The organism is Streptomyces sp. B6B3 (assembly GCF_039871525.1).
Classification (GTDB): Bacteria; Actinomycetota; Actinomycetes; order Streptomycetales; family Streptomycetaceae; genus Streptomyces.
In genome coordinates this window covers 16,443-36,761 of sequence record NZ_JBDPLU010000014.1, presented here as the reverse complement: position 1 = coordinate 36,761, position 20,319 = coordinate 16,443, and the positions used below count along the sequence as shown (strand labels likewise).

Below are 20,319 nucleotides of genomic sequence, written 5' to 3'. Positions count from 1 at the left end.
GGCGGGTCCGTTCCGCGGTGTCGCCGGGGGCGCGGCGCGCCCCCGGCGACCCGGCGGACACCACGCGGGGTACCCCCGGGTCACCGCCGGCACCCGGCGTCCGCCACCAGCCGGCCCTCGCACCGGGCGCGCGACGCGCGCCAGTCGGCGCTGAGCCAAGCGACGGCGCCGGCGTCCGGCACCCGTCGGCCCCCTGCGGAGGCGCGCGACGCGCCGCCGGGGCGGGCACCAGCCGCCGGCCGGAGGACCGGCGAGCAACGCAGTCCTCGCCGGGGGCTCGCCGCGGGGCGGAGGTGGTCCGGGCCAGCGGCCGTCGCCCGCGGCAGATCTCCCGCACCGGGGCAGACACCCTTCCGCCAGGCACGCGGCGCAGCCGGTCGCCGCGAAGCGGGCGACCACACCCCGACCGTCGGCCGCCCCCCGCAGGGCTCCGCCCCAGCGGGGCGTGCCCGGCCCACCCGGGCGGGTGGCGCCGCGACGGGGCCGACCCCGTCGTTCGTCCCTGCCCCGCAGTCACCCACCGCACGCCGCCAGCCCGGCGGCGCAGCCGGTCGCCGCGAAGCGGGCGACCACACCCCGACCGTCGGCCGCCCCCCCCCGCAGGGCTCCGCCCCGGCGGGGCGGCGGGCCGTGACGGGGCCGGGCCGTCGTTCAGCCGCGGGTCGCCCGGCAAGGGCTCAGCAAGGGCCTAGCAGTCGCAGGAGCAGCAGTCGCAGCAGTCACTGCAGTCGCTGTTGTCCTTCTTGTTCTTCTTCCGCCGGCAGCAGCCCTTGCGCCACTTCCCCGAGCACGGGTCGCGGTAGTCGTTGCGGCAGCACACCTGGCAGGTGCAGCACAGCAGCGTCCAGCTGGCGCAGCCGGCGAGGAGCCCGTTCCCCTGGTGGGGCGGCCGCTTCGGCGGCGCGCCGGACGGCGGCCCGTCGTACGGCGAACCGCCACCGGGCGGGCCGTACGCCCCCTGGGCGCCCGCCGCCCCCGTGTGCTCGCAACTGGTGCCGAAGGCGCGGTCCACCGCGCGCGGCAGCTCGTGCACCAGCAGCTCGTGGGTCAGCGCCTCACCCTCGGTGTCCTCGAACTCCACCTCGCGCAGGGCGAGCCGCACCCCGTACGCCGCGTCGTCGCAGAGTCGCCGCGCCTCCGCGAGGGAGGTGCCCGTGGCGTCGATCGGGTTCCAGGCCCCGGTGGCCCGGTCGGCCGCGAGGTCCTCGACCGCGTCGAGCAGGTGCGCGAGCCGACCGAACAGCCGGCCGACCTCGGCGAGCGGCGCCGCGTTCGCCGGCCGGCCGGCCAGCCACGCGGTGTGCGCGACGGCCGCCGCCGTGGCGGTCTCGGTGGGCTCGGTCACGACCAGCAGCGAGGTGCCGGGGCCGGCCAGCGACTCCAGCTCCTGCTGCCGTTCCACCGCGGCCACCAGCACGCCGGTGTCGAAGCCCAGCTCCGCGCCGCTGCGCGCGGCGGCCCGGTCCCAGCCGGCCGCCACCCGGCCGGCCGCGGTGGCCAGCGTGCGGCGGCGCAGCAGGCCGTCGCCGTCGAGGACGTGGTCGCGGATCTTGGCGGAGGCCAGCAGCAGCGAGACCGCCGCGGCCAGCCGGGCGCCCTCGCCGCGCGCCACCGAGGCGGTGCGCATGCCGCGCAGCGGGCAGGGTCCCGCGGTGCGGCGCAGTTCGCCCGGCGCCCGCCGGGTCTGCGCGTCGTGCAGGACGGATATCAGCAGCCCGTCGTAGTTGGTGGCGAGGCGCGCGGACTGCCCGTGGGTGCCGCGCAGGGCCAGGCACAGCCCGCACAGGTGCGCGAGCCACTCGCTGTGCATGTCGTCGGTCAGCCGGTGTTGGCACGGCCTGATGATGCCGAACATCTACTACTCCCCCGTTCTTCGGGCCTGACGCCCAGGAAGCCCCCGGCCACGCGGGCCGGGGGCTTCCGTAGTCTGCCACTCGGCTGGGAGCGGCGGGTGGTTCACGTCACGGCAGCGTGGCGCCGACCGCGGCCAGCGCGTCCGTCACCGGCTGGAAGAACGTGGTGCCACCGAAGGAGCAGTCGCCGCTGCCGCCCGAGGTCAGGCCCAGGGCGGTGCCGCCCGCGAAGAGCGCGCCGCCGCTGTCACCCGGCTCGGCGCAGACCGTGGTCTGGATGGTGCCGTCCACGGTGCCCTCGGGGTACTGCACGGAGACGTCCACGCCGGTGACCTCGCCACCGTGCACGCCGGTGGTGCTGCCGCTGCGGGTCACGTCCTGGCCCACCACGGCGTCACCGGCACCGGTGATCTCCTGGAAGGTGCCGTCGTACAGGTCGACCGAGCTCGGGTGGTCGACGTCGGCGGTGTACTCGACGAGCGCGTAGTCGCTGCCCGGGAACACGCTCTCGGTCACCGTGCCGATCTCGCCGCCGCCGGACGAGTCGGACCAGCTGGCGGAGATGTTGCCGCAGTGCCCGGCGGTCAGGAACGCCGGGACGCCGGCGACCGTGACGTTGAAGCCGAGCGAGCAGCGGGCGCCGGAGGCGTAGATCGCGTCGCCGCCCTCGATGAACGGGGCGAACTCGCCCTCGACGGTCTCCAGGGTGGCCATGCCCGCCAGGTCGGCGACGCCGTTCTCCACCTGGGCGAGCTCGTCGCCGGTCACGGTGCTGTCGACGGTGACCTTGACGCTGTTGCTCACGGGGTCGACCGACCAGGCGGTGCCGGGCACCGCGAACTCGTCGACCGCGGCCTTGACGTCGTTGAGCTCCGCCATGGTGTGGTCGACGATCTTGGCCTCGGCGCCGGCCGCCTCGACGGCCTCCACCGCGGAGTCGTCGACGACGTTCACCACGAGCTTCTCGGACTCGGCGTCGTAGTACGTGCCCGCCGCCGCCGTGCCGAGTTCGTCGGTGAGGGTGGTGGCCAGCGTGCCCGCCTGCTCGGAGGACAGCACCTGAATGCCGTCGGTCTTCTCCTGCGCAGGGGCGGCGTTCGCCTGGGAGATGGCGAAGCTTCCGGCTACCAGGGCCGCGATGCCGGTCGCCGCGATCGCCAGGCGCTGCCTTGACTTGCGTCGGTGTGTCACGCTCTTTTCCTCCTGTGGGGGTTGGAGCCTGGGGCTCCGGAGAGCACGGACCCGTGCGTACCGGTACGGTCCGGCCGCACCCAGTCACGTCCATGCCAAGCGGTCTGGCGAGTATCGCGAGCCCACCAGGGAGCGCACAAGGAACAAGTTCGCGCCCCGGCCATATCAACACACCTTTGCAGGAAATCGGTGCGAGGCATCCACAACACTCCCGGCATTCCCGCTGCGGGACGACAACCGGACCACCAACCGCGTGCGGAGGGACGCGCTCCGTTAGCAGGACGGGCCGGCGGGAAGCAACGCGGTGGCGAGATGTGTGGCCTAGACCTGACCGGAAACCGACATTGACGGACCGCTCACCGCATCTCGGCGTCCGCATTTCGTGCCACTGCCCCCGCCCGGAGAACCGGACGGGGGCAGTGGGGCCGGCGCTCAGGCGCCGGGGAGAGCCTCGCCTGACGTCAGGAGACGGTCACGCCGTAGGCGTTCAGGGCCTCGACAACGGGCTGGAAGTAGGTCACGCCACCGCTGGAGCAGTTGCCGCTGCCCCCGGAGGTCAGACCCAGCGCGGTGTTGCCGGAGAACAGCGGACCGCCGCTGTCGCCCGGCTCGGCGCACACGTTCGTCCTGATCATCCCGTAGACGACGTCGCCGCCGCCGTAGTTGACCGTCTGGTTGAGCGCCGTCACCGAGCCGCCGTGCAGGCCCGTGGTGCTACCGCTGCGCTGCACGGACTGGCCGACGGTGGGGTTCGCCGCACCAGTGATGTCGCGCGTCGAGCCGTTGTACAGGTTCACCGTGCCCGGGTGGGAAACGGAACCGGTGTACCGCACCAAACCGTAGTCGTTGGTCGGGAAGCTGGAGCCGGCGGTCGTGCCCAGGGTCGTGGAGTGGCTGGAGTTGCCCCACCAGGTCCCGGCGCCGTCGGTGCAGTGTCCGGCGGTCACGAAGTAGTACGTGCTGCCGCTCTGCACGTTGAAGCCCAGCGAGCAGCGCCAGCTACTCGCATAGATCGCATCTCCACCCGCTATGTAGCGCTGCAGCACACCGTCGGTGTGCTCGATGGTGATGGCCTCGGCGAGCTCGCCCGCCTTCCGCTCGATGCGGGCGATCTCCGCCTCGGAGACGGTCTCGTCCACGGTGACCACGACACTGTTCGTGGCGCGGTCGACACCCCATGCGGTGCCGCCGACGTCGGCGGCCAGCACGGCGTCGCTCGCCGAGGCGAGCTGGTTGGCGCTGAACACCTGGGCGTCGTCCGCCTGGGCCGCGCCCGGCGCCAGGAACGCCGCGGCGGCGACCACTCCGCTGGCTGCGACGAACTGCCGCAGCCGACGGGTCAGCCGACCTGGGCTTCTGTGGGGGTTGGTGCGCTTGGATCTCACGTGCTTCCTCCAGGTGGGGACTCAGAGGGCCGCCAGGTGGCGACCCGTGAGGCGTGGCAGGGCGTTGAGGCATGACCCTGACAAGCGCTGTCCTGAGTGTTCTCACCGTCGGGCGTGTTGTCGAGAACGACTTTCGGCCACCCGGGAAGGCCCCGAGCCCCGTCGCACAGCGGCCGGCTGACGGCCCGCCGGCGCACGCTCCGTCAGCACTCCGAAACCACGCTCCGTCTGAACGGGCGCCATATCGTATGCACCAGAACCGTCACGAAACCCGGTACGAGTCGCAAACTGCTTGGCAGAACGTGCGCATGATGGACGACCATAGGGAAGCAGACCGAGAGAATGACGGTACGGCCGCGCGAGGAAAGGAGGGCGTCCATGGGATCCGTGCGGAGGGCGAGTGCCTGGCTGGGCCTCGTCGATGACAGCGAGATGCGCTACTACGACGACGAGTACGCCGAAGGGCCGGAGCCCGGCGACACCGCTGAGCCGTGGACGACCGACCCGCGGGTCCGGGTGGCCGTCGAGGTGGCGCATGACCAGGGCAATCGCATCGCCACCGTGACCCCTGACGGCTTCCGGGACGCCCGCCGGATCGGCGAGCTGTTCCGGGACGGCGTCCCGGTGGTCATCAACCTCACCAGCCTGGAGTCCGCCGACGCCAAGCGCGTCGTGGACTTCGCGGCCGGCCTGATCTTCGGCCTGCGCGGCACCATCGACCGGGTGGCCAACCGGGTGTTCCTGCTGACCCCCGCCGACTACCAGGTGGTCAACGGCGACACCCGCCACTCGTCCGAGGGAGGCTTCTTCAACCAGAGCTGACACGCGACGGCCCCGCCGGTCCTTCGGGACGGCGGGGCCGTTCGCTGCCCGGGCCCGGTCCGCCGGCCAGTCAGCCGAGGCGTGGTCGCGCCGGGGTCCGGGTGCCCACCACGACCGTGACGTTCAGCTCAGCTGAGCGAACCGTCCGCGGTCGGAGCCCGCTCCTGGCGAACGCCGCGACGGCCCGCGCCGCCTGGCGCTGACTCGTCTCCACCAGCAGGCAGCCGCCAGGCGCCAGCCACGCCGGCGCCTCGTCGGCCACCCGGCGGAGCACGTCGAGGCCGTCCGCGCCGCCGTCCAGCGCCGTCAGCGGCTCGTGCAGCCGCGCCTCGGGCGGCAGCAGGCCGACCTCGTCGGTCGGCACGTACGGAACGTTCGCGACGAGCGCGTCCACCCGACCGCGGAGCGTCGCGGGCAACGGCCGAAAAAGGTCCCCCTGGTACACCCGCCCCGGGGCAACATTGCGTTGCGCGCAGCGCACCGCCGCCGGATCGAGGTCGGCGGCGTGCAGATCGACGCGGCCGTCCAGCGCCGCGCGCAGCGCGACGCCGAGCGCACCGGTGCCGCAGCACAGGTCCACGACGACGGCCCGCCGGGCGAGGGAACGCAGCCGTTCGGCGGCCTGCCGCACCAGGAACTCGGAGCGGCGGCGCGGCACGAAGACGCCGGGTTCGACGGCGATCCGCAGTCCGCAGAACTCGGCCCAGCCGAGCACCTGTTCGAGCGGGAGTCCGGCGGCCCGACGGTGCACCAGATCGGCGAGCTCCGCCGGCGTGCCGGCGGCCGCGCGCAGCAGGCGCGCCTCGTCCTCGGCGAAGACGCAGCCGGCGGCGCGGAGGATGTGGACCACGTCGCCGAGGTCAGGGCCCGGACCGACGGACGCGGCCGGGGGCGCGGGCGGCGGCGGGGTGGGGCGAGGAGAGGAAGGAGAGCAGGACACGAGCGGGAGAGCCTTTCGCGGAACGCGGGGTGCTCCCAGGTCACCCGCGCCGGTGCGTCCGGCGGACCACGCGGCCGTGGGGTGAGAGCAACCGACCTGACCTGGCGTTGATCGGGCTCACCTCCTCGACATGGCTCGACGGGGTTCGGCGGGACTCCGCGGCGGCCTCGGCGGCCACCGCGCCCGGTCACCCTACCCCACCCGCGATTCCGCGCCCCGGGCCCGGCTCCGGCTCCCGCCCGCCCTAGCCTCGGAAGGCGTCGAGGCCGGTGAGGGCCTTGCCGAGCACCAGCTGGTGCATCTCGGCGGTGCCCTCGTAGGTCAGCACCGACTCCAGGTTGGCCATGTGCCGCATCACCGGGTACTCCAGCGAGACGCCGTTCGCGCCCAGCACGGTCCGCGCCTCCCGGCAGATCCGGAGCGCCTCGCGGACGTTGTTCAGCTTGCCGAACGAGATCTGCTCGGGCCGCAGCCGCCCCGCGTCCATCCGCCGGCCGAGGTGGTGCGCCAGCAGCAGCCCCTGGTGCAGTGCGACGGCCAGGTCGACCAGCTTGGCCTGGGTGAGCTGGAAGCCGGCGATCGGCCGGCCGAACTGCTCTCGGGTGCCGGCGTAGTCGAGCGCGGTCTGGAAGCAGGTGCGGGCGGCACCCATCGCGCCCCAGGTGATGCCGTACCTGGCGTGGCTCAGGCAGCCGAGCGGGGCCCGCAGGCCGCGCGCCTCCGGCAGCACGGCGTCGGCCGGCAGCCGCACCCGGTCGAACGCCAGCTCGCTGGTGACCGAGGCGCGCAGCGACGCCTTGTGCCGGATCTCGGTGGCGGTGAACCCGGGGAGCCCGGCGGGCACCAGGAAGCCGCGGACCCCGTCGTCGGTGCGGGCCCAGACCACGGCGACGCCGGCCAGCGAGCCGTTGGTGATCCAGGCCTTGCGCCCGGTCAGCAGCCAGTCCGAGCCGTCGCGCTCGGCCCGGGTGCGCATGCCCGACGGGTCGGAGCCGTGGTCCGGCTCGGTGAGCGCGAAGCAGCCGATCAGCTCGCCGGCGGCCATCGCCGGCAGCCACCGCTCGCGCTGCGCCTCGCTGCCGTAGCGGTGGATGGCGTGCATGGCCAGCGAGCCCTGCACGGAGACCAGCGAGCGGAGCGCCGAGTCGGCCGCCTCCAGTTCCAGGCAGGCGAGCCCGTACTGGACCGCGGAGGCGCCGGCGCAGCCGTAGCCGCGCAGCGTCATGCCGAGCGCGCCGAGCGCACCCAGCTCCCTGGCCAGCTCGCGGACCTCGGGCAGTTCGCCGCGCTCGTACCACTCGGCGATCCCGGGCAGCACCCGCCGGGCGGCCCAGGCGCGGACGGTGTCCCGCACCGCCAGGTCCTCGGGCGCCAACAGGTCGTCGAGGCCCAGCGGATCGGCAGGGTCGAACGGCGGCGGCTCGGCGGCGGTCATTCGGCCCTTCCCTGTCCCTGTGGCGTCCCGCGGCGTCCCTGCGGCACGTGTGGCGAACGCGGCCGACGCTACGGCCTGCCGCTCCCGGTGGGCAACAACGACCGTTCGCCGGGCGCCGCCGGTCCCGCCCCGTCCCCGACCACGTCCGCGGCGCCTCGGGCCACCCGCTCCGCCGGGTCGACGCTTCCGCCGTGCCCGGGGCCGAGCACCCGCGGCAGGCGCAGCGCCGCCGCGGCGCCGAGCAGCAGCAGTACGACGCTGACCAGCAGCGTCGTGTGCATGCCGTGCACGAACGCCGCCCTGGCCGCCGCCCTGAGCGTCTCGCCGCCGTCCCCGCCCAGCCGGGCGGCCACGGTGTAGGCCTCGCCCAGCGAGTGGCTGGCGGACTCGGCGTCCGCATCGCTCACCGCGCCCGACTCGCCCGCCCGGAGCACGCCGGGGGCGTACTTCGCGTTCATCACGCTGCCGAGCAGGGCCACGCCCAGCCCGGCGCCGAACTGGTAGGCGGTCTCGCCGACGGCCGCGACGCCACCGGCCTCGCCCGCCCGGCAGTCGCTGAGCATCGACTCGTAGGAGCCGAAGAGCGTCGTCTCCAGGCCGAAGCCGAGGAGCACGAAGCCCAGCGCCATCACCGCGGGGCTGTCCCGCTGGTCGAGGCTGACCAGCGACAGCACGGCGACGGCGGTGAGCAGGAAGCCCAGGGCCACCATCAGACGCGGGCCCAACCGGGCCAGCAGCCGGGAGCCCACCAGGCCGGCGCCGATGGCCGCCAGGCTGAGCGGCAGCAGCCGCAGTCCGGTCTCCAGCGGCGAGAGGCCGAGCACCAGTTGCAGGTACTGGGCGGCCACCAGGGCCAGGCCGACCAGCGCGAGCACGGTCAGCACGATGCACCCCACGGAGGTGCCGAACGCCGGACGGGCGAACGCCGCCAGGTCGATGAGCGGGAAGCGGCGCCGGCGCTGGCGGCGGACGAAGAGCGTCAGCAGCACGACGGCCAGCACCAGGGCCATCCCGGTGCCGGCGGTGAACGTCTCGCCGTCGCCGGCCCGCTTGATGGCGAGGATCGCGGCGAAGAGCCCCAGTGCGGCAAGCACCGCGCCGCCCACGTCCCAGGGGCCCACCCGGTCGCCGGTGGACTCCGGTAGCAGCCAGCGGCCGACCGGCAGGCAGATCGCCATCAGCGGGATGTTGATCAGGAAGACCGAGCCCCACCAGAAGTGTTCCAGCAGCACACCGCCGACCAGCGGGCCGACGGCGGCGCCCGCCGCGGCGACCGCGCTCCAGATCCCGATGGCCAGCGCCCGTTCGCGCCGGTCGGGGAAGACCTGTCGGAGGATGGAGAGCGTGGCGGGCATGATCATCGCGCCGCCGACGCCGAGGAGCGCGCGGGCCGCGATCAGCGTCGCCGGGTTCCCGGCGTACGCGGCGAGGGCCGAGGCCACGCCGAAGCAGCCGTAGCCGAGCAGCAGCACTCGGCGCCTGCCTATCCGGTCGCCGAGGGTGCCGAACAGGATGAGCAGCGAGGCGCAGACGAGCGGGTACGCGTCGACGATCCACAGCAGCTGGACGCCGCCGGGCCTGAGGTCCTCGGTGACCGCGGGCACCGCCACGTGCAGCACGGTGGCGTCGATGGCCACCAGCAGCAGGCTCGCGCAGAGCACCACCAGAACCGTCCAGCGACTGCTGTCCCTTGCGGCTCCGGGCGGGGTCGTCCCGGACATCTGGTCGGCACCTCCCTGTGCTGCGGCTCTCCGCGTCATGGCGCGCTCCCACCTCCACACCACGGGGGAGTCCGGACGGCGCGCGTGTCACGTCCGGCGCGGCGCGGAGGGCAGATGGTCAGACAGACTACGACAGGCGCCGGGGGGCCGCGTCCGCGGACGCCGTTCACCTGCCCGTGACGAAAAGAAAACAATCTGAACGGCCACTCCGATTGCCCCGTCGCGGCAAAGCCGGAACCCTCTCATTTCGTAAAGCCCGGATAACGGGATCACGAATGCACTCGCCATACATCACATAGCCGTTACGAAGGCGGGGCGACACCGGAAGCCGGCTATCACTGCCGGTAATCTTGAGAGAGTGCGTACCGACCGAATCCTCGCCCGCCTGGAGCAGGAGCAGAAGCCCCCGGAGGTGCCGGCTCCCGTAATGAGCCGCACCCGGGTCATGCTGCTGTGGGTCACGCTGGGCTTCTATGCGGTCATCGTGGCGGCGGTGTGGAGCACCTCCTGGCTGGTCACGCTCGACTGGCAGTTGATGCTCTTCCGGCCCTACAAGCAGTGGCCCGAGTTGCACGCCTTCCTCGACTATTTCGTGGTGCTCGGTCAACGCGGGCCGACGGCCGTGCTGATCGCCTCCTGGCTGGCCTGGCGCTGTTGGCGGCAACGCACCCTGCGCCCCCTGTTGGTGCTGGTCACCGCCCTGTTGCTGCTCAACCTCAGCGTCGGCGCGGCCAAGATCGGCATGGGGCGCGAGGGCCCGCACTACGCCAACGTCATCGGCTCGAACGAGATGTGGGGCGCCGGCGACATATTCCCCTCGGGCCACACCGCGAACGCCGTCGTCACCTGGGGCATACTCGCCTATCTGGCCACCACCCCGGGCGCCCGGCGGACCCTCTCGGTCGTCGCCGCCGTCTTCGCCCTGGGGGTCGGCACCACCACCGTGTACCTCGGCACCCACTGGGCCAGCGACGTGCTGCTGGGCTGGGCCGCCGGCCTCCTGGTGCTGCTGGCCATGCCGTGGTGCGAGCCCACCATCTCCCGGCTGGAACGCAGCCTGTTGCGGCTGCGGGACCGACTGCGCGGCACGCCCCCGCGACGGCCCGACGTGCTGCCGCCGCTGCCGGTCACCACGTCCCCGCTGTCCGCCACGGCGCTGCCGGGCGAGACCCCGGTGGGCGAGCCGGCGGTGGCGGGCGCCGCAGGGCGGATCACGCCGGTGCGGCTCCGATCGGGCCCGCACGGGCACTCCGAGCATCCGGTCCGTCCGGTCGGCAGCCGCTGAACGGCCGTCAGCGCGGCACGCGCCGCCCGGGGTCGACCCCGGGGGCCAGCGGGATCAGCCCGGCCAGCAGCGGACGACCTCGCCGTCCTGGACGGCGAGGTTCAGCCGCCCCGGCATGAACTCCATGGTGATGACGGCGTCCGGGGGAAGGCGGCGCACGGTGCGCCAACCACGGTCCCTGGCCCGCCGCTCGGCGGCCTCGGCGGCCAGTCCGACGTAGTCGTCGGGCGCGTCGTCTGGGGTCTGGGGCCGGGGTGGAAGCGGTGCCATGGCGCCACCGTACGGGGTGGCCGCCACCACCCGGAAGTCCCGTCCGGATCCGGGTAGTGTCACGCTTGTGTCACAGCGACGGGCCGTCCGGCCCGCCGGCCGCTCGTGCACGTCCTGTAATAGCCGACGCGCTCGGAATGCGCGGATCCCACGCCGCACAGAATTCCGAAAAACATTCTACGAGGCACGCCGGGCGTCGCCTTGCACACGCGAAATTCACCCGTCAGATGAACGGAGTGAACGTCAGGTTTATGGTCGCCGCCGGCCTTCCGCTCCGCGGATCCCGCTCATCCGCGCCGCAACCGCTCGGATGTGCGGGCGCGCCCTCGCCGACCACCGAAGCGGCGATTCGCCTGCCGCGGGGCGTGACCCGCGCGCCGCCCGGCCCGTTGTGCACGGGGCACCCCCGCCGGCCGTGGCGGAGATCCCGAACCGAGGAGCGACAGTGTCCCCCCTGCTCGACGTCAGCCACGACGTACGCGCCGAGATCGGCGACGAAGAAGCCGAACGGCTGCTCACCGGGGAGAACGCCCCGGACAGCTACGACTGCACGTCCTGCCGCACCCAGGGCAACCCGCACCAGGAGCGCACGAGCACGGTGCTGTTCGTCGGCGAGGAGACCGCGGTGCTGGCGTTCGCCCACGCCACCTGCATTCCCTCGCAGGTGGTGCCGGTCTCCGAGGAGCAGTTGCGCGGCGCCGTGCGGTCCATCACCGGGGAGGGCCAACACCAACCGCCGCCCGCGGCGTCGGTGCCCGTCCCCACCACGCCGCTGCCTGACCCCGCGTCCGGCCAGGCCGTACTGGGCGTGACCTGCGGCCAGATCCTCGTCGAGGCCGACCTCTACCCGGCGATCGTCGTGGAGCCCACCGGTCCCATCGTCCGCCCCGGCACCTCGGGGCCCGGCGACGACTTCCTGCCGCTGCTCATCGAGGCCGGCTTCGTCCCGGTCATCGACGTGGCCAACGCGCCGTCCCGGCTCCCCGGCTGGTCGGTGCTGCTGGCCATGGGGCGGCTGCACGCCGTGCTCCAGGCGGGGCCGGCCGGCAGCCAGGGCTCCGCCTGGTGGCAGGCGCACCAGCCGCTGCCGGTGACCGAGGGCTGGCGGGCCAGCGCGCTCAAGCACCAGACCGTCTTCGTCTACGGCGCGCCGGCCGGCTCGATCGGTCAGCAGCCCCGCGAGGACCTGCTGCGGGACGCCCTGGAGAAGGCCGCGGCCGGCGGCATCCTGGTCGCCGCGGCGATGCCGCTCGCCGGCACCTAGGATCCGTCGCGCCGGGTGGTGGCCGCCGGCGCTGGGACGTTCAGGTGCAGCACCATCCCACCCCGCATCCGTCTGACCGGCGGATCGTTGGACGGATGTGCAGCATTACGAACCTTCCCGACCGCAGTCCTCCTACCGCCACGGACAGACGTCCGGCAGCCCCGGCATCCCCGCGATGCGCTCGTCCTACGAGCAGTCGACCGGCTCGGCGACGCCCATCTACGACTCGTTGTGCGCCGAGTACCGGCGGCTGCTCCGGGCACTCCCGGGCGACCGCTCCGGCGAGGAGGAACTGCGGTTCGCCGGCTTCGGCCTCCTGCTCGGCACGGCCTGGGGCACGGGCGGCTGGCAGGTCTACGGGCGGCACCCCGAGGCCCCGGGGCTCGGGTACGCCGGCTACGCCGCCCCGGTCCACGCGCCGGGCCAGCACGGGCATCTCGGCGGCCACCTGGCGGGGCAGATGAGCGCCCACGCGCCGAACCACTCCCCCGGCCACCTGCACGGGCACGCCGCCGGCCAGGGCGGTGGGCCCGTGCACGCCGGCACGCACGGCGCCCATCCGACCCACGGGATGCTCGGGGCGCACGGACCTCAGGGGAGCCACCCGGGCGGCATGGCGCCGGGTCGAGGGCTGCAGGCCGCGCTGCCGCCGGCCCGCCAGGAGCCGCCGGACCCGTCGGCCCACGACATGCTGTCGGGCGGCTGACCGCGCGCCCGACGGCGCCCCGGCACCGGCCGGGGCGCGCGCGTCAGCTCCGTCGCGCCCGTCCGCGCTTCTCGCGCACCCGGACCGACACCTTGATCGGCGTGCCCTCGAAGCCGAACTCCTCGCGCAGCCGCCGCTCGACGAAGCGCCGGTAGTTCGCCTCCAGGAACCCGGAGGCGAAGAACACGAACCGGGGCGGCTGGGTGCCGGCCTGGGTGCCGAACAGGATCCGCGGCTGCTTGCCCCCGCGCACCGGATGCGGGTGCGAGGCGACCAGCTGGCCGAGGAACGCGTTGAGCCGGCCGGTGGGCACCCGGCTCTCCCAGCCCGCCAGAGCCGTCTCCAGGGCCGGCACGAGCTTCTCCATGTGCCGCCCGGTGCGCGCCGAGAGGTTCACCCGGGGAGCCCAGCGCACCTGGACGAGCTCCTGCTCGATCTCCCGCTCCAGGTAGAAGCGGCGCTCCTCGTCCAGCAGGTCCCACTTGTTGTAGGCGATGACCAGGGCCCGGCCGGCGTCCACCGCCATCGTGATGATCCGGGTGTCCTGGACGCTGATCGGCTCGGTGACGTCGATCAGCACCACCGCGGCCTCGGCCTTCTCCAGAGCGGCCGCGGTGCGCAACGAGGCGTAGTAGTCCGCGCCGTCCTGCAGGTGCACCCGGCGCCTGATGCCGGCCGTGTCGACGAATCGCCAGGTCTTCCCGCCGAGCTGGATCAGCTCGTCGACCGGATCCCTGGTGGTGCCCGCGGTCTCGTGCACCACGGCGCGTTCCTCGCCCGCCACCTTGTTCAGCAGGGACGACTTGCCGACATTAGGCCGGCCGAGCAGCGCGATCCGGCGCGGGCCGCCGCGACCGCCGAGGAAGTCCTCGGCCGGCGCCTCGGGAAGCACGTCGAGCACCGCGTCGAGCATGTCGCCGGTGCCCCGGCCGTGCAGCGCCGAGACCGGGTGCGGCTCGCCGATGCCGAGCGACCACAGGTAGGCGGCGTCGGCCTCCATGGACGGGCCGTCCACCTTGTTCGCGGCCAGCACCACCGGCTTGCCCGCCCGGCGGAGCAGCTTGACCACGGCCTCGTCGGTGTCGGTGACGCCCACCGTGGAGTCCACCACGAGCACCACCGCGTCGGCGGCCTCCACGGCGAACTCGGCCTGCGCGGCGACGGACGCCTGGACGCCGAGCACGTCCTGCTCCCAGCCTCCGGTGTCCACCACCTTGAAGCGCCGGCCCGCCCACTCCGTCTCGTACGTGACCCGGTCCCTGGTGACCCCGGGGCGGTCCTCGACGACCGCCTCGCGGCGGCCGAGGATCCGGTTCACGAGTGTCGACTTGCCGACGTTCGGCCGCCCGACCACGGCCAGCACCGGCAGCGGGCCGGCCGAGGCGGCGGCCAGTTCGCCGTCGACCTCCTCGGCGCCGAAGCCCTCCTCGGCGGCGAGCTCCATGAACTCCGCGTACTCGGCGTCCCCGAGGGCGCCGTGCCAGCCCGCGTCGGCGTGGTCCTGCTCGTTCATGACGTCCTGTACCTCGTTACGTGGCTGGTAGGTCTCGGTGGGTGCGGGTCCAGTGTGCCGCGTGCCACGGCCACGCCCTAACGGCCGGTGAGGCGCCTGGCCTCCTTCAGGTGGCTGGCCAGCCGCTCCTGGATCATTCCTGTGGCCTCGTCGAGCGCCGCCCGGGTGCGCCGCACGCCGCCGTCGCCCACCGGGAACGGGGCGCCGAAGACCGCGTCGATCCGGGCCCTGGGCGGCGGCAGGGCCCGCACCAGCCGGCCGCGGCGGTCGCCGCCGCCGAGCACCGCCACCGGCACGATCGGGGCGCCGGAACGCAGCGCGAAGTAGGCCAGTCCCGACCTGATGGTGGCGAAGTCGCCCTGGGTCCGGGTGCCCTCGGGGAAGATGCCGAGCACCCCGCCGGCCTCCAGCACGGCGAGCGCCGAGACCACCGCGGCCCGGTCGACGCTCTCCCGGTCGACCGGCAGCTGCCCTATGCCGCGCAGGAAGGTGCCGGCCGGGCCGACGAACGCCTCCTTCTTGACCAGGAAGTGCGTCGGCCGCGGGGAGAGCGCCATCAGCACGGGGCCGTCGACGTTGTGCGTGTGGTTGACCGCCAGTATCACCGGCCCCTCGGCGGGCACCCGCCAGGCGCCGAGCGCGGTGAGCCGGAAGGCACCGCGCAGGATGCCGGCCGCCATGCGGCGCCCGGCCGCGGCGCCGCGTGTGCTGGTCACGGCTGTCGCCGCCTCCGCTCCTCGACCAGGGACACCACGTGGTCGATGACCTCTTCCAGGGTCAGCTCCGTGGTGTCCACCTCCACCGCGTCGTCCGCCCTGGCCATCGGGGACGCCTTGCGGCCCGCGTCGGCGGCGTCCCGCCGGGCCAGCGCCTCGCGGGTGGCCGACACGTCGGCCGTGCCGCCGTCGGTGCCGACGAGCTCGGCGCTGCGCCGGGCGGCCCTGGCCTCGGGCGAGGCGGTGAGGAAGATCTTGACGTCGGCGCCGGGCAGCACGGTGGTGCCGATGTCCCGGCCCTCGACGACGATCCCGCGGCGCGCGGCCGCGGCGATGGAGCGCTGCAACTCGGTGATCCGGGTCCGGACCTCGGGCACCGCGCTGACCGCGCTGACCGCGGCGGTGACCTCGGGGCCGCGGATCGGCCCGGCGACGTCGGTGCCGTCGACGGCGATGGTCGGGGCGAGCGGGTCGGTGCCGGAGACGATGGACGGCTTGACCGCGGCGGCGGCGACCGCCGCGGGCTCGTGGACGTCGATGCCGTTGGTCAGCATCCACCAGGTCATGGCGCGGTACTGGGCGCCGGTGTCGAGGAAGTCCAGGCCCATCCGGGCTGCCACGGCCTTGGAGGTGCTGGACTTGCCCGTGCCGGAGGGGCCGTCGATGGCGACGATGACGGGTGTTTCGGCCACGGCGATGGACGCCTTTCTCACGTTGTCGAGCGGACCAGCGGGGACGGGAGCGAGGAACTCGGCCCTCCGGAAACCCCGGGAAGAAGGGTACCCGTACCCCAGTGGGCGGCGTCCCGCGGCCGACCGGAGGGCGGGCGCCGCCGGCCGCTCAGCGGCGGATCGACCAGCCCTGTTCGCGCAGCGCCGCGGCCAGCGCGGGAGCGGCGCTGGGCTCCACCATGAGCTGGACCAGACCGGACTGCTGGGCGGTGGCGTGCTCGATGCGGACGTCCTCGATGTTGACCCCGGCCCGGCCGGCGTCGGCGAAGATGCGGGCCAGCTCGCCCGGCCGGTCCGAGATCGGCACGGCGACGGTCTCGTACGCCGTCGGGGCCGCGCCGTGTTTGCCGGGCACCCGCTGCCGGCCGGCGGCGCCGCGCCGCAGCAACTCCTCGATGCCGGCCGCCCCGTCGGCGCGTTTCGCCTCGTCGGCGGCCTGCAGGGCGCGCAGCGACCGCACGGTCTCCTCCAGGTCGGCGGCGACCTCGGAGAGGACGTCGGCGACCGGCCCCGGGTTCGCGGCGAGGATGTCGATCCACATCGCCGGGTCGGAGGCCGCGATCCGGGTGACGTCCCTGATGCCCTGGCCGCACAGGCGCACCGCGCTCTCCTCCGCGGTCTCCAGCCGGGCGGCGACCAGGCTGGAGAGCAACTGCGGGGCGTGCGAGACCAGGGCGACGGCGCGGTCGTGGCTGTCCGCGTCCATCACCACGGGCACGGCGCGGCACAGCGCGACCAGCTCCAGCGTCAGGTTCAGCAGCTCCGTGTCGACGGCCGGGGTGGTGGCGATCACCCAGGGCCGGCCCTCGAAGAGGTCGGGGGTGGCGGCCAGGGGTCCCGAACGCTCGCGGCCGGCCATCGGGTGGGTCCCGAGATACGAGCCGAGGTCGCCGCCGCGCGCGGCGAGCTCCCTGCCGGGCCCTCCCTTGACGCTGCCGACGTCCACGTACCCGCGGGCGACGCCGCGCCGCTGGGCGGCGGCCACGCTCTCCGCGATGGACGCGGGCGGGACGGCCACCACGGCGAGGTCCACCGGGGCCGCGACCGGCTCCTCGGTGCCCGCGCCGAGGGCGGCGGCGGTGCGCAGGGAGTCGTCGTCGCTGTCCTCCAGATGCACCCGCACCCCTCGGGAGGAGAGGGCGAGCGCGATGGAGGTGCCGATCAGGCCGGTGCCGATGACCAGAGCGGTACGCATGGGTCACAGCGTAGTGCGCCCGGCGAACCGTTTCCCCTGGTCCTCCTCCCGTCGGCCGCCGCCGGGCGGGCCTACAGCCCCACCGCCTGCATCACCTGGCCGACCTCGGTGTTGGTCATCCGCCGCAGCCAGCCGGACTTCTGGTCGCCTAGCGGAATCGGGCCGAAGCGGGTGCGCACCAGCCGGTCCACGGGGAAACCCGCCTCGGCGAGCATCCGGCGCACGATGTGCTTGCGGCCCTCGTGCAGCGACACCTCGACCAGGTAGTTGCGGCCGGTGTTCTCCACGACGCGGAAGTTGTCGGCGCGGGCGAAGCCGTCGTCCAGCGGCACGCCGTCCTTGAGGCGCTTGCCGAGGTCGCGCGGGATCGGGCCCTGGATAGCGGCGAGGTACGTCTTGGTGATGCCGTACCTGGGGTGGGTGAGGCGGTGGGCCACCTCGCCGTGGTTGGTGAGCAGGATCAGGCCCTCGGTCTCGGTGTCCAGGCGGCCCACGTGGAAGAGCCGGGTCTCCCGGTTCGTGACGTAGTCGCCCAGGCACTGACGGCCCTCGGGGTCGTGCATGGCGGACACCACGCCGGCCGGCTTGTTGAGGGCGAAGAACAGGTACTTCTGGGCGGCCACGGTGAGGCCGTCCACCTTGATCTCGTCCCGCTCCGGGTCGACCCGTCGGCCCTGGGTGGTGACGATCCGGCCGTTGACCTCGACCCTGGCGGCGTCGATCAGCTCCTCGCAGGCGCGGCGCGAGCCGAGCCCGGCGCGAGCCAGCACCTTCTGCAGGCGCTCGCCCTCCGGCTCGTCGAACGTCTTCGGCAGCCTGCGGGCCGGCCGGTCGTGCCGCGCGCGGACCCGTTCCTCCGCGTCCGCCTGGTACTCGCGCGACCGGGCCGGCGGGGTGCGCCGGCTCGGCGGCGGGCCGCCGCGGCGGCCGCCGGCCCTGGCTCCGGGGATGCCGCGGCCCGATCCGCCGTCCGAGGACTGCCGACCGCTCCGGCGGTCCCCGCCGTCGCGGCGGTCCCGGCCTTCCCGGCCTTCCCTGTCGTCGCGGCGGTCCCGGCCGTCTCGCCCGTCCCCGCGGCCCCGGCCCTCCCGGTCGTCGCGGCGGTCCCGGCCGTCCCGGTCCCGCGGTCCGCCTCCGGACCCGCGCCGGTCGTCCCGGTCGTCCCGGCCGCCGCGGTCGTCCCTGGCCGGCCGGTCCGGCCGGCCGGCACCGCCGCTCGTCGGGTACCTGCGCTCCTCGGGGCGGGGCCGGCCCGCCTGCTGTCGCTTGGCGTCCCGGCCGTTGCCCGCGCCCCGGTAGTTCCGGTTGCTGTTCCTGCCGCTGCTTCGCATCGTTGATCCGTTAGCTGTCCGTCGGGGAGTCGTCGCTGTCGTCGACGTCGAACGACGGCACCCCCTCCTGGCTCTCGCCCTCGACCTGGTCGGCCTCGGGAAGGAAGGGTGCCAGCTCCGGGAGCTCGTCCAGCCCGCGCAGGCCCATCCGCTCCAGGAAGTAGTGCGTCGTCACATACAGGATCGCACCTGTCTCGGGTTCGGTGCCCGCCTCCTCCACCAGCCCGCGCTGGAGCAGTGTCCGGATGACGCCGTCGCAGTTGACGCCGCGCACCGCGGAGACCCGGGATCGGCTGATCGGCTGCCGGTAGGCGATCACCGCCAGGGTCTCCAGCGCGGCCTGGGTGAGCCGGGCGTGCTGGCCGTCCAGCACGAAGCTCTCCACGGCGTCGGCGTACTCGGCGCGGGTGTAGTACCGCCAGCCGCCGGCGATCCGGCGCAGCTCGAAGCCGCGCCGCTGTTCCGCGTACTCGTCGGACAGCTCACGCAGCGCGTCGGCGACCGCGCGGCGCGGTCGGCCGAGCACCTTGGCGAGGTGCTCCTCGGTGGCCGGCTCGTCGACGACCATCAGGACGGCCTCCAGCGCGGGCTTGAGGTCCAGCGCGGCAACGCCCGTCGCGTCCGGCTCGCCGGCCGGCTGACCGGTCTGCTGGGGGATCATGTGAGCTCTCTCTCGGGCTCTCTCGCGAGCCCGGACTCGGTTGCGGTCCCGTGCGTTCCCCCGTCGCCGTCGGCCTCCACGGCGGGTCCCCGGTCGAACTCGTCGGTGACCATCGGCCGGGCGTCCGCCCCGCCGCGCCAGCGGATCACCAACCGGCCGAGCGCCTCCTCCTGGTCGAGGTCCACGGCACGCTCCCGGTAGAGCTCGAGCAGGGCCAGGAAACGGGCGACGACGGTGAGCGTGTCCGGGGCGTCCCTGGTCAGCTCCACGAAGTCGACGTCCCCGAGCTCCCGGAGCCGGGCGATCACCACCTCGGCCTGCTCCCGGACGCTGACCAGCGGGGCGTGGATGTGGTCGACGTAGACCTGCGGCTTCGGTTTGGGCTGCATCGCCTTCACGGCGAGCCGCGCGAAGCCCTCGGGGCCGATGCTGATGACGACGTCCGGCAACAGCTCGGCGTGGTGCGGCTCCAGGCCGACGGTGCGCGGGTGGCGGCGCGACTCGGCGGCCAGTCGGTCGGAGAAGATCTCGGCGACCGTCTTGAACGCGCGGTACTGCAACAGCCGGGCGAAGAGCAGGTCCCGGGCCTCCAGCAGCGCGAGGTCGGCCTCGTCCTCCACCTGCGCGGCCGGCAGCAGCCGGGCCGCCTTCAGGTCCAGCAGGGTCGCGGCGACGACCAGGAACTCGGTGGTCTGGTCGAGGTCGAAGTCCGGGCCCATGGCGTGGATGTACGACATGAACTCGTCCGTGACGCGCGAGAGCGCCACCTCGGTGACGTCCAGACGATGCTTCGAGATCAGCTGGAGCAACAGGTCGAACGGCCCCTCGAAGTTCTCCAGCACGACGGTGAACCGCCCATCCCCCGCGGCGGCCCTGCCGGCCTCGGCCCCCTCGCCGGCCTCTACCCGCGCGGTGGGACCGGACGCACCGGAGGTGGCGCCCTCCGGCGACGCGGCGGGCGCCGGCACGGCCGCTACCCGCGGTTCAACGGCGTCAGCCGGTACCGCGCCCGGCCTGGTGCCGCTGCCCTCCGGCGATGCCGAGGGGGCCGGCACAGCGGCCTCCTCCGCCGCCGCAGGCGTGGCCGCACCGGACGTGGCGCCCTCCGGCGACGCCGCAGGCTCGGGCACCTCGGCCTCACCGGGTCCGGCGGCGTCCACCCGGGTCGTGGGCTCGGCGCCATCGGAGGTGGCACCCTCCGGGGAACCGAACGGCGCGGGCACAGTCGCTGCCCGCGGCTCAGTCGCGTCTTCTGGCGCCGCAGACGCGGGCACAGTCGCTTCGCGATGCTCGCCGTGGT

18 protein-coding genes are annotated in these 20,319 nt (G+C 74.1%); 4 read left to right on the top strand and 14 right to left on the bottom strand.

Annotated elements, in window-relative coordinates:
* Positions 1-688: 688 nt before the first annotated feature.
* The 3 genes from ABGB06_RS25765 to ABGB06_RS25755 form a co-directional block, all read right to left on the bottom strand.
* Positions 689-1,855, bottom strand: a complete 1,167-nt coding sequence (locus tag ABGB06_RS25765) for a DUF5685 family protein (protein ID WP_347593449.1) — start codon at positions 1,853-1,855, stop codon at positions 689-691.
* 106 nt (positions 1,856-1,961) lie between these two features.
* Positions 1,962-3,044, bottom strand: coding sequence for a S1 family peptidase (locus tag ABGB06_RS25760; protein WP_347593447.1), 1,083 nt, complete (start codon positions 3,042-3,044; stop codon positions 1,962-1,964).
* A 461-nt stretch (positions 3,045-3,505) separates the two neighbouring features.
* Entirely contained in the window at positions 3,506-4,327 is an 822-nt protein-coding gene (locus ABGB06_RS25755) for a S1 family peptidase (RefSeq protein WP_347593798.1), read from the bottom strand.
* 480 nt (positions 4,328-4,807) lie between these two features.
* Here ABGB06_RS25755 and sepF point away from each other — a divergent pair, with 480 nt between their 5' ends.
* Positions 4,808-5,251: a cell division protein SepF gene (gene sepF, locus ABGB06_RS25750; protein WP_347593445.1), complete on the top strand. Its 444-nt coding sequence runs from the start codon at positions 4,808-4,810 to the stop codon at positions 5,249-5,251.
* A 70-nt stretch (positions 5,252-5,321) separates the two neighbouring features.
* On the opposite strand, the gene ABGB06_RS25745 is transcribed toward sepF, so the two are convergent.
* From ABGB06_RS25745 to ABGB06_RS25735, 3 genes are all read right to left on the bottom strand, one after another.
* Positions 5,322-6,101, bottom strand: a complete 780-nt coding sequence (locus tag ABGB06_RS25745; RefSeq protein ID WP_347593443.1) for a putative protein N(5)-glutamine methyltransferase — start codon at positions 6,099-6,101, stop codon at positions 5,322-5,324.
* A 334-nt stretch (positions 6,102-6,435) separates the two neighbouring features.
* Positions 6,436-7,626, bottom strand: a complete 1,191-nt coding sequence (locus ABGB06_RS25740; RefSeq protein WP_347593441.1) for an acyl-CoA dehydrogenase family protein — start codon at positions 7,624-7,626, stop codon at positions 6,436-6,438.
* 68 nt (positions 7,627-7,694) lie between these two features.
* Positions 7,695-9,347: an MFS transporter gene (locus ABGB06_RS25735; RefSeq protein WP_347593439.1), complete on the bottom strand. Its 1,653-nt coding sequence runs from the start codon at positions 9,345-9,347 to the stop codon at positions 7,695-7,697.
* A gap of 358 nt (positions 9,348-9,705) precedes the next feature.
* Here ABGB06_RS25735 and ABGB06_RS25730 point away from each other — a divergent pair, with 358 nt between their 5' ends.
* On the top strand, positions 9,706-10,632 hold the full coding sequence (locus ABGB06_RS25730) for a phosphatase PAP2 family protein (protein ID WP_347593437.1): 927 nt from the start codon (positions 9,706-9,708) through the stop codon (positions 10,630-10,632).
* A 54-nt stretch (positions 10,633-10,686) separates the two neighbouring features.
* On the opposite strand, the gene ABGB06_RS25725 is transcribed toward ABGB06_RS25730, so the two are convergent.
* On the bottom strand, positions 10,687-10,902 hold the full coding sequence (locus ABGB06_RS25725) for an I78 family peptidase inhibitor (RefSeq protein WP_347593435.1): 216 nt from the start codon (positions 10,900-10,902) through the stop codon (positions 10,687-10,689).
* Positions 10,903-11,347: 445 nt separating this feature from the next.
* Here ABGB06_RS25725 and ABGB06_RS25720 point away from each other — a divergent pair, with 445 nt between their 5' ends.
* On the top strand, positions 11,348-12,166 hold the full coding sequence (locus tag ABGB06_RS25720) for a hypothetical protein (RefSeq protein WP_347593433.1): 819 nt from the start codon (positions 11,348-11,350) through the stop codon (positions 12,164-12,166).
* 175 nt (positions 12,167-12,341) lie between these two features.
* Positions 12,342-12,872 carry a hypothetical protein gene (locus tag ABGB06_RS25715; protein ID WP_347593814.1) on the top strand — a complete coding sequence of 177 codons (531 nt, stop codon included), beginning with the start codon at positions 12,342-12,344 and terminating at the stop codon, positions 12,870-12,872.
* 43 nt (positions 12,873-12,915) lie between these two features.
* Here the strand turns inward: ABGB06_RS25715 and der are convergent, their stop codons facing one another.
* From der to ABGB06_RS25680, 7 genes are all read right to left on the bottom strand, one after another.
* Positions 12,916-14,385: a ribosome biogenesis GTPase Der gene (gene der / locus ABGB06_RS25710; RefSeq protein ID WP_347593431.1), complete on the bottom strand. Its 1,470-nt coding sequence runs from the start codon at positions 14,383-14,385 to the stop codon at positions 12,916-12,918.
* Between the two features lie 77 nt (positions 14,386-14,462).
* Entirely contained in the window at positions 14,463-15,065 is a 603-nt protein-coding gene (locus ABGB06_RS25705; protein WP_347593796.1) for a lysophospholipid acyltransferase family protein, read from the bottom strand.
* A gap of 32 nt (positions 15,066-15,097) precedes the next feature.
* Entirely contained in the window at positions 15,098-15,814 is a 717-nt protein-coding gene (cmk, locus tag ABGB06_RS25700) for a (d)CMP kinase (protein WP_347593429.1), read from the bottom strand.
* A gap of 127 nt (positions 15,815-15,941) precedes the next feature.
* Positions 15,942-17,027, bottom strand: a complete 1,086-nt coding sequence (locus ABGB06_RS25695) for a prephenate dehydrogenase (RefSeq protein ID WP_347593428.1) — start codon at positions 17,025-17,027, stop codon at positions 15,942-15,944.
* 71 nt (positions 17,028-17,098) lie between these two features.
* Positions 17,099-18,358 (bottom strand): pseudouridine synthase, encoded by a 1,260-nt coding sequence (locus tag ABGB06_RS25690; protein WP_347593426.1) that lies wholly within the window; start codon positions 18,356-18,358, stop codon positions 17,099-17,101.
* A 10-nt stretch (positions 18,359-18,368) separates the two neighbouring features.
* Entirely contained in the window at positions 18,369-19,019 is a 651-nt protein-coding gene (gene scpB / locus ABGB06_RS25685) for an SMC-Scp complex subunit ScpB (protein ID WP_347593424.1), read from the bottom strand.
* Positions 19,016-20,179 (bottom strand): ScpA family protein, encoded by a 1,164-nt coding sequence (locus ABGB06_RS25680; RefSeq protein WP_347593794.1) that lies wholly within the window; start codon positions 20,177-20,179, stop codon positions 19,016-19,018. The genes scpB and ABGB06_RS25680 overlap by 4 nt, the downstream gene beginning before the upstream one ends.
* Between the last annotated feature and the right edge of the window lie 140 nt (positions 20,180-20,319).

What these genes read in the sequence shown, in the direction of transcription:
- ABGB06_RS25705 (WP_347593796.1), bottom strand. Translation starts at nt 15,065, where the DNA reads ATGGCGGCCGGCATCCTGCGCGGTGCCTTCCGGCTCACCGCGCTCGGC.
- ABGB06_RS25690 (WP_347593426.1), bottom strand. Translation starts at nt 18,358, where the DNA reads ATGCGAAGCAGCGGCAGGAACAGCAACCGGAACTACCGGGGCGCGGGC.
- scpB (WP_347593424.1), bottom strand. Translation starts at nt 19,019, where the DNA reads ATGATCCCCCAGCAGACCGGTCAGCCGGCCGGCGAGCCGGACGCGACG.
- ABGB06_RS25740 (WP_347593441.1), bottom strand. Translation starts at nt 7,626, where the DNA reads ATGACCGCCGCCGAGCCGCCGCCGTTCGACCCTGCCGATCCGCTGGGC.
- der (WP_347593431.1), bottom strand. Translation starts at nt 14,385, where the DNA reads ATGAACGAGCAGGACCACGCCGACGCGGGCTGGCACGGCGCCCTCGGG.
- ABGB06_RS25765 (WP_347593449.1), bottom strand. Translation starts at nt 1,855, where the DNA reads ATGTTCGGCATCATCAGGCCGTGCCAACACCGGCTGACCGACGACATG.
- ABGB06_RS25695 (WP_347593428.1), bottom strand. Translation starts at nt 17,027, where the DNA reads ATGCGTACCGCTCTGGTCATCGGCACCGGCCTGATCGGCACCTCCATC.
- ABGB06_RS25735 (WP_347593439.1), bottom strand. Translation starts at nt 9,347, where the DNA reads ATGTCCGGGACGACCCCGCCCGGAGCCGCAAGGGACAGCAGTCGCTGG.
- sepF (WP_347593445.1), top strand. Translation starts at nt 4,808, where the DNA reads ATGGGATCCGTGCGGAGGGCGAGTGCCTGGCTGGGCCTCGTCGATGAC.
- ABGB06_RS25725 (WP_347593435.1), bottom strand. Translation starts at nt 10,902, where the DNA reads ATGGCACCGCTTCCACCCCGGCCCCAGACCCCAGACGACGCGCCCGAC.
- ABGB06_RS25715 (WP_347593814.1), top strand. Translation starts at nt 12,342, where the DNA reads ATGCGCTCGTCCTACGAGCAGTCGACCGGCTCGGCGACGCCCATCTAC.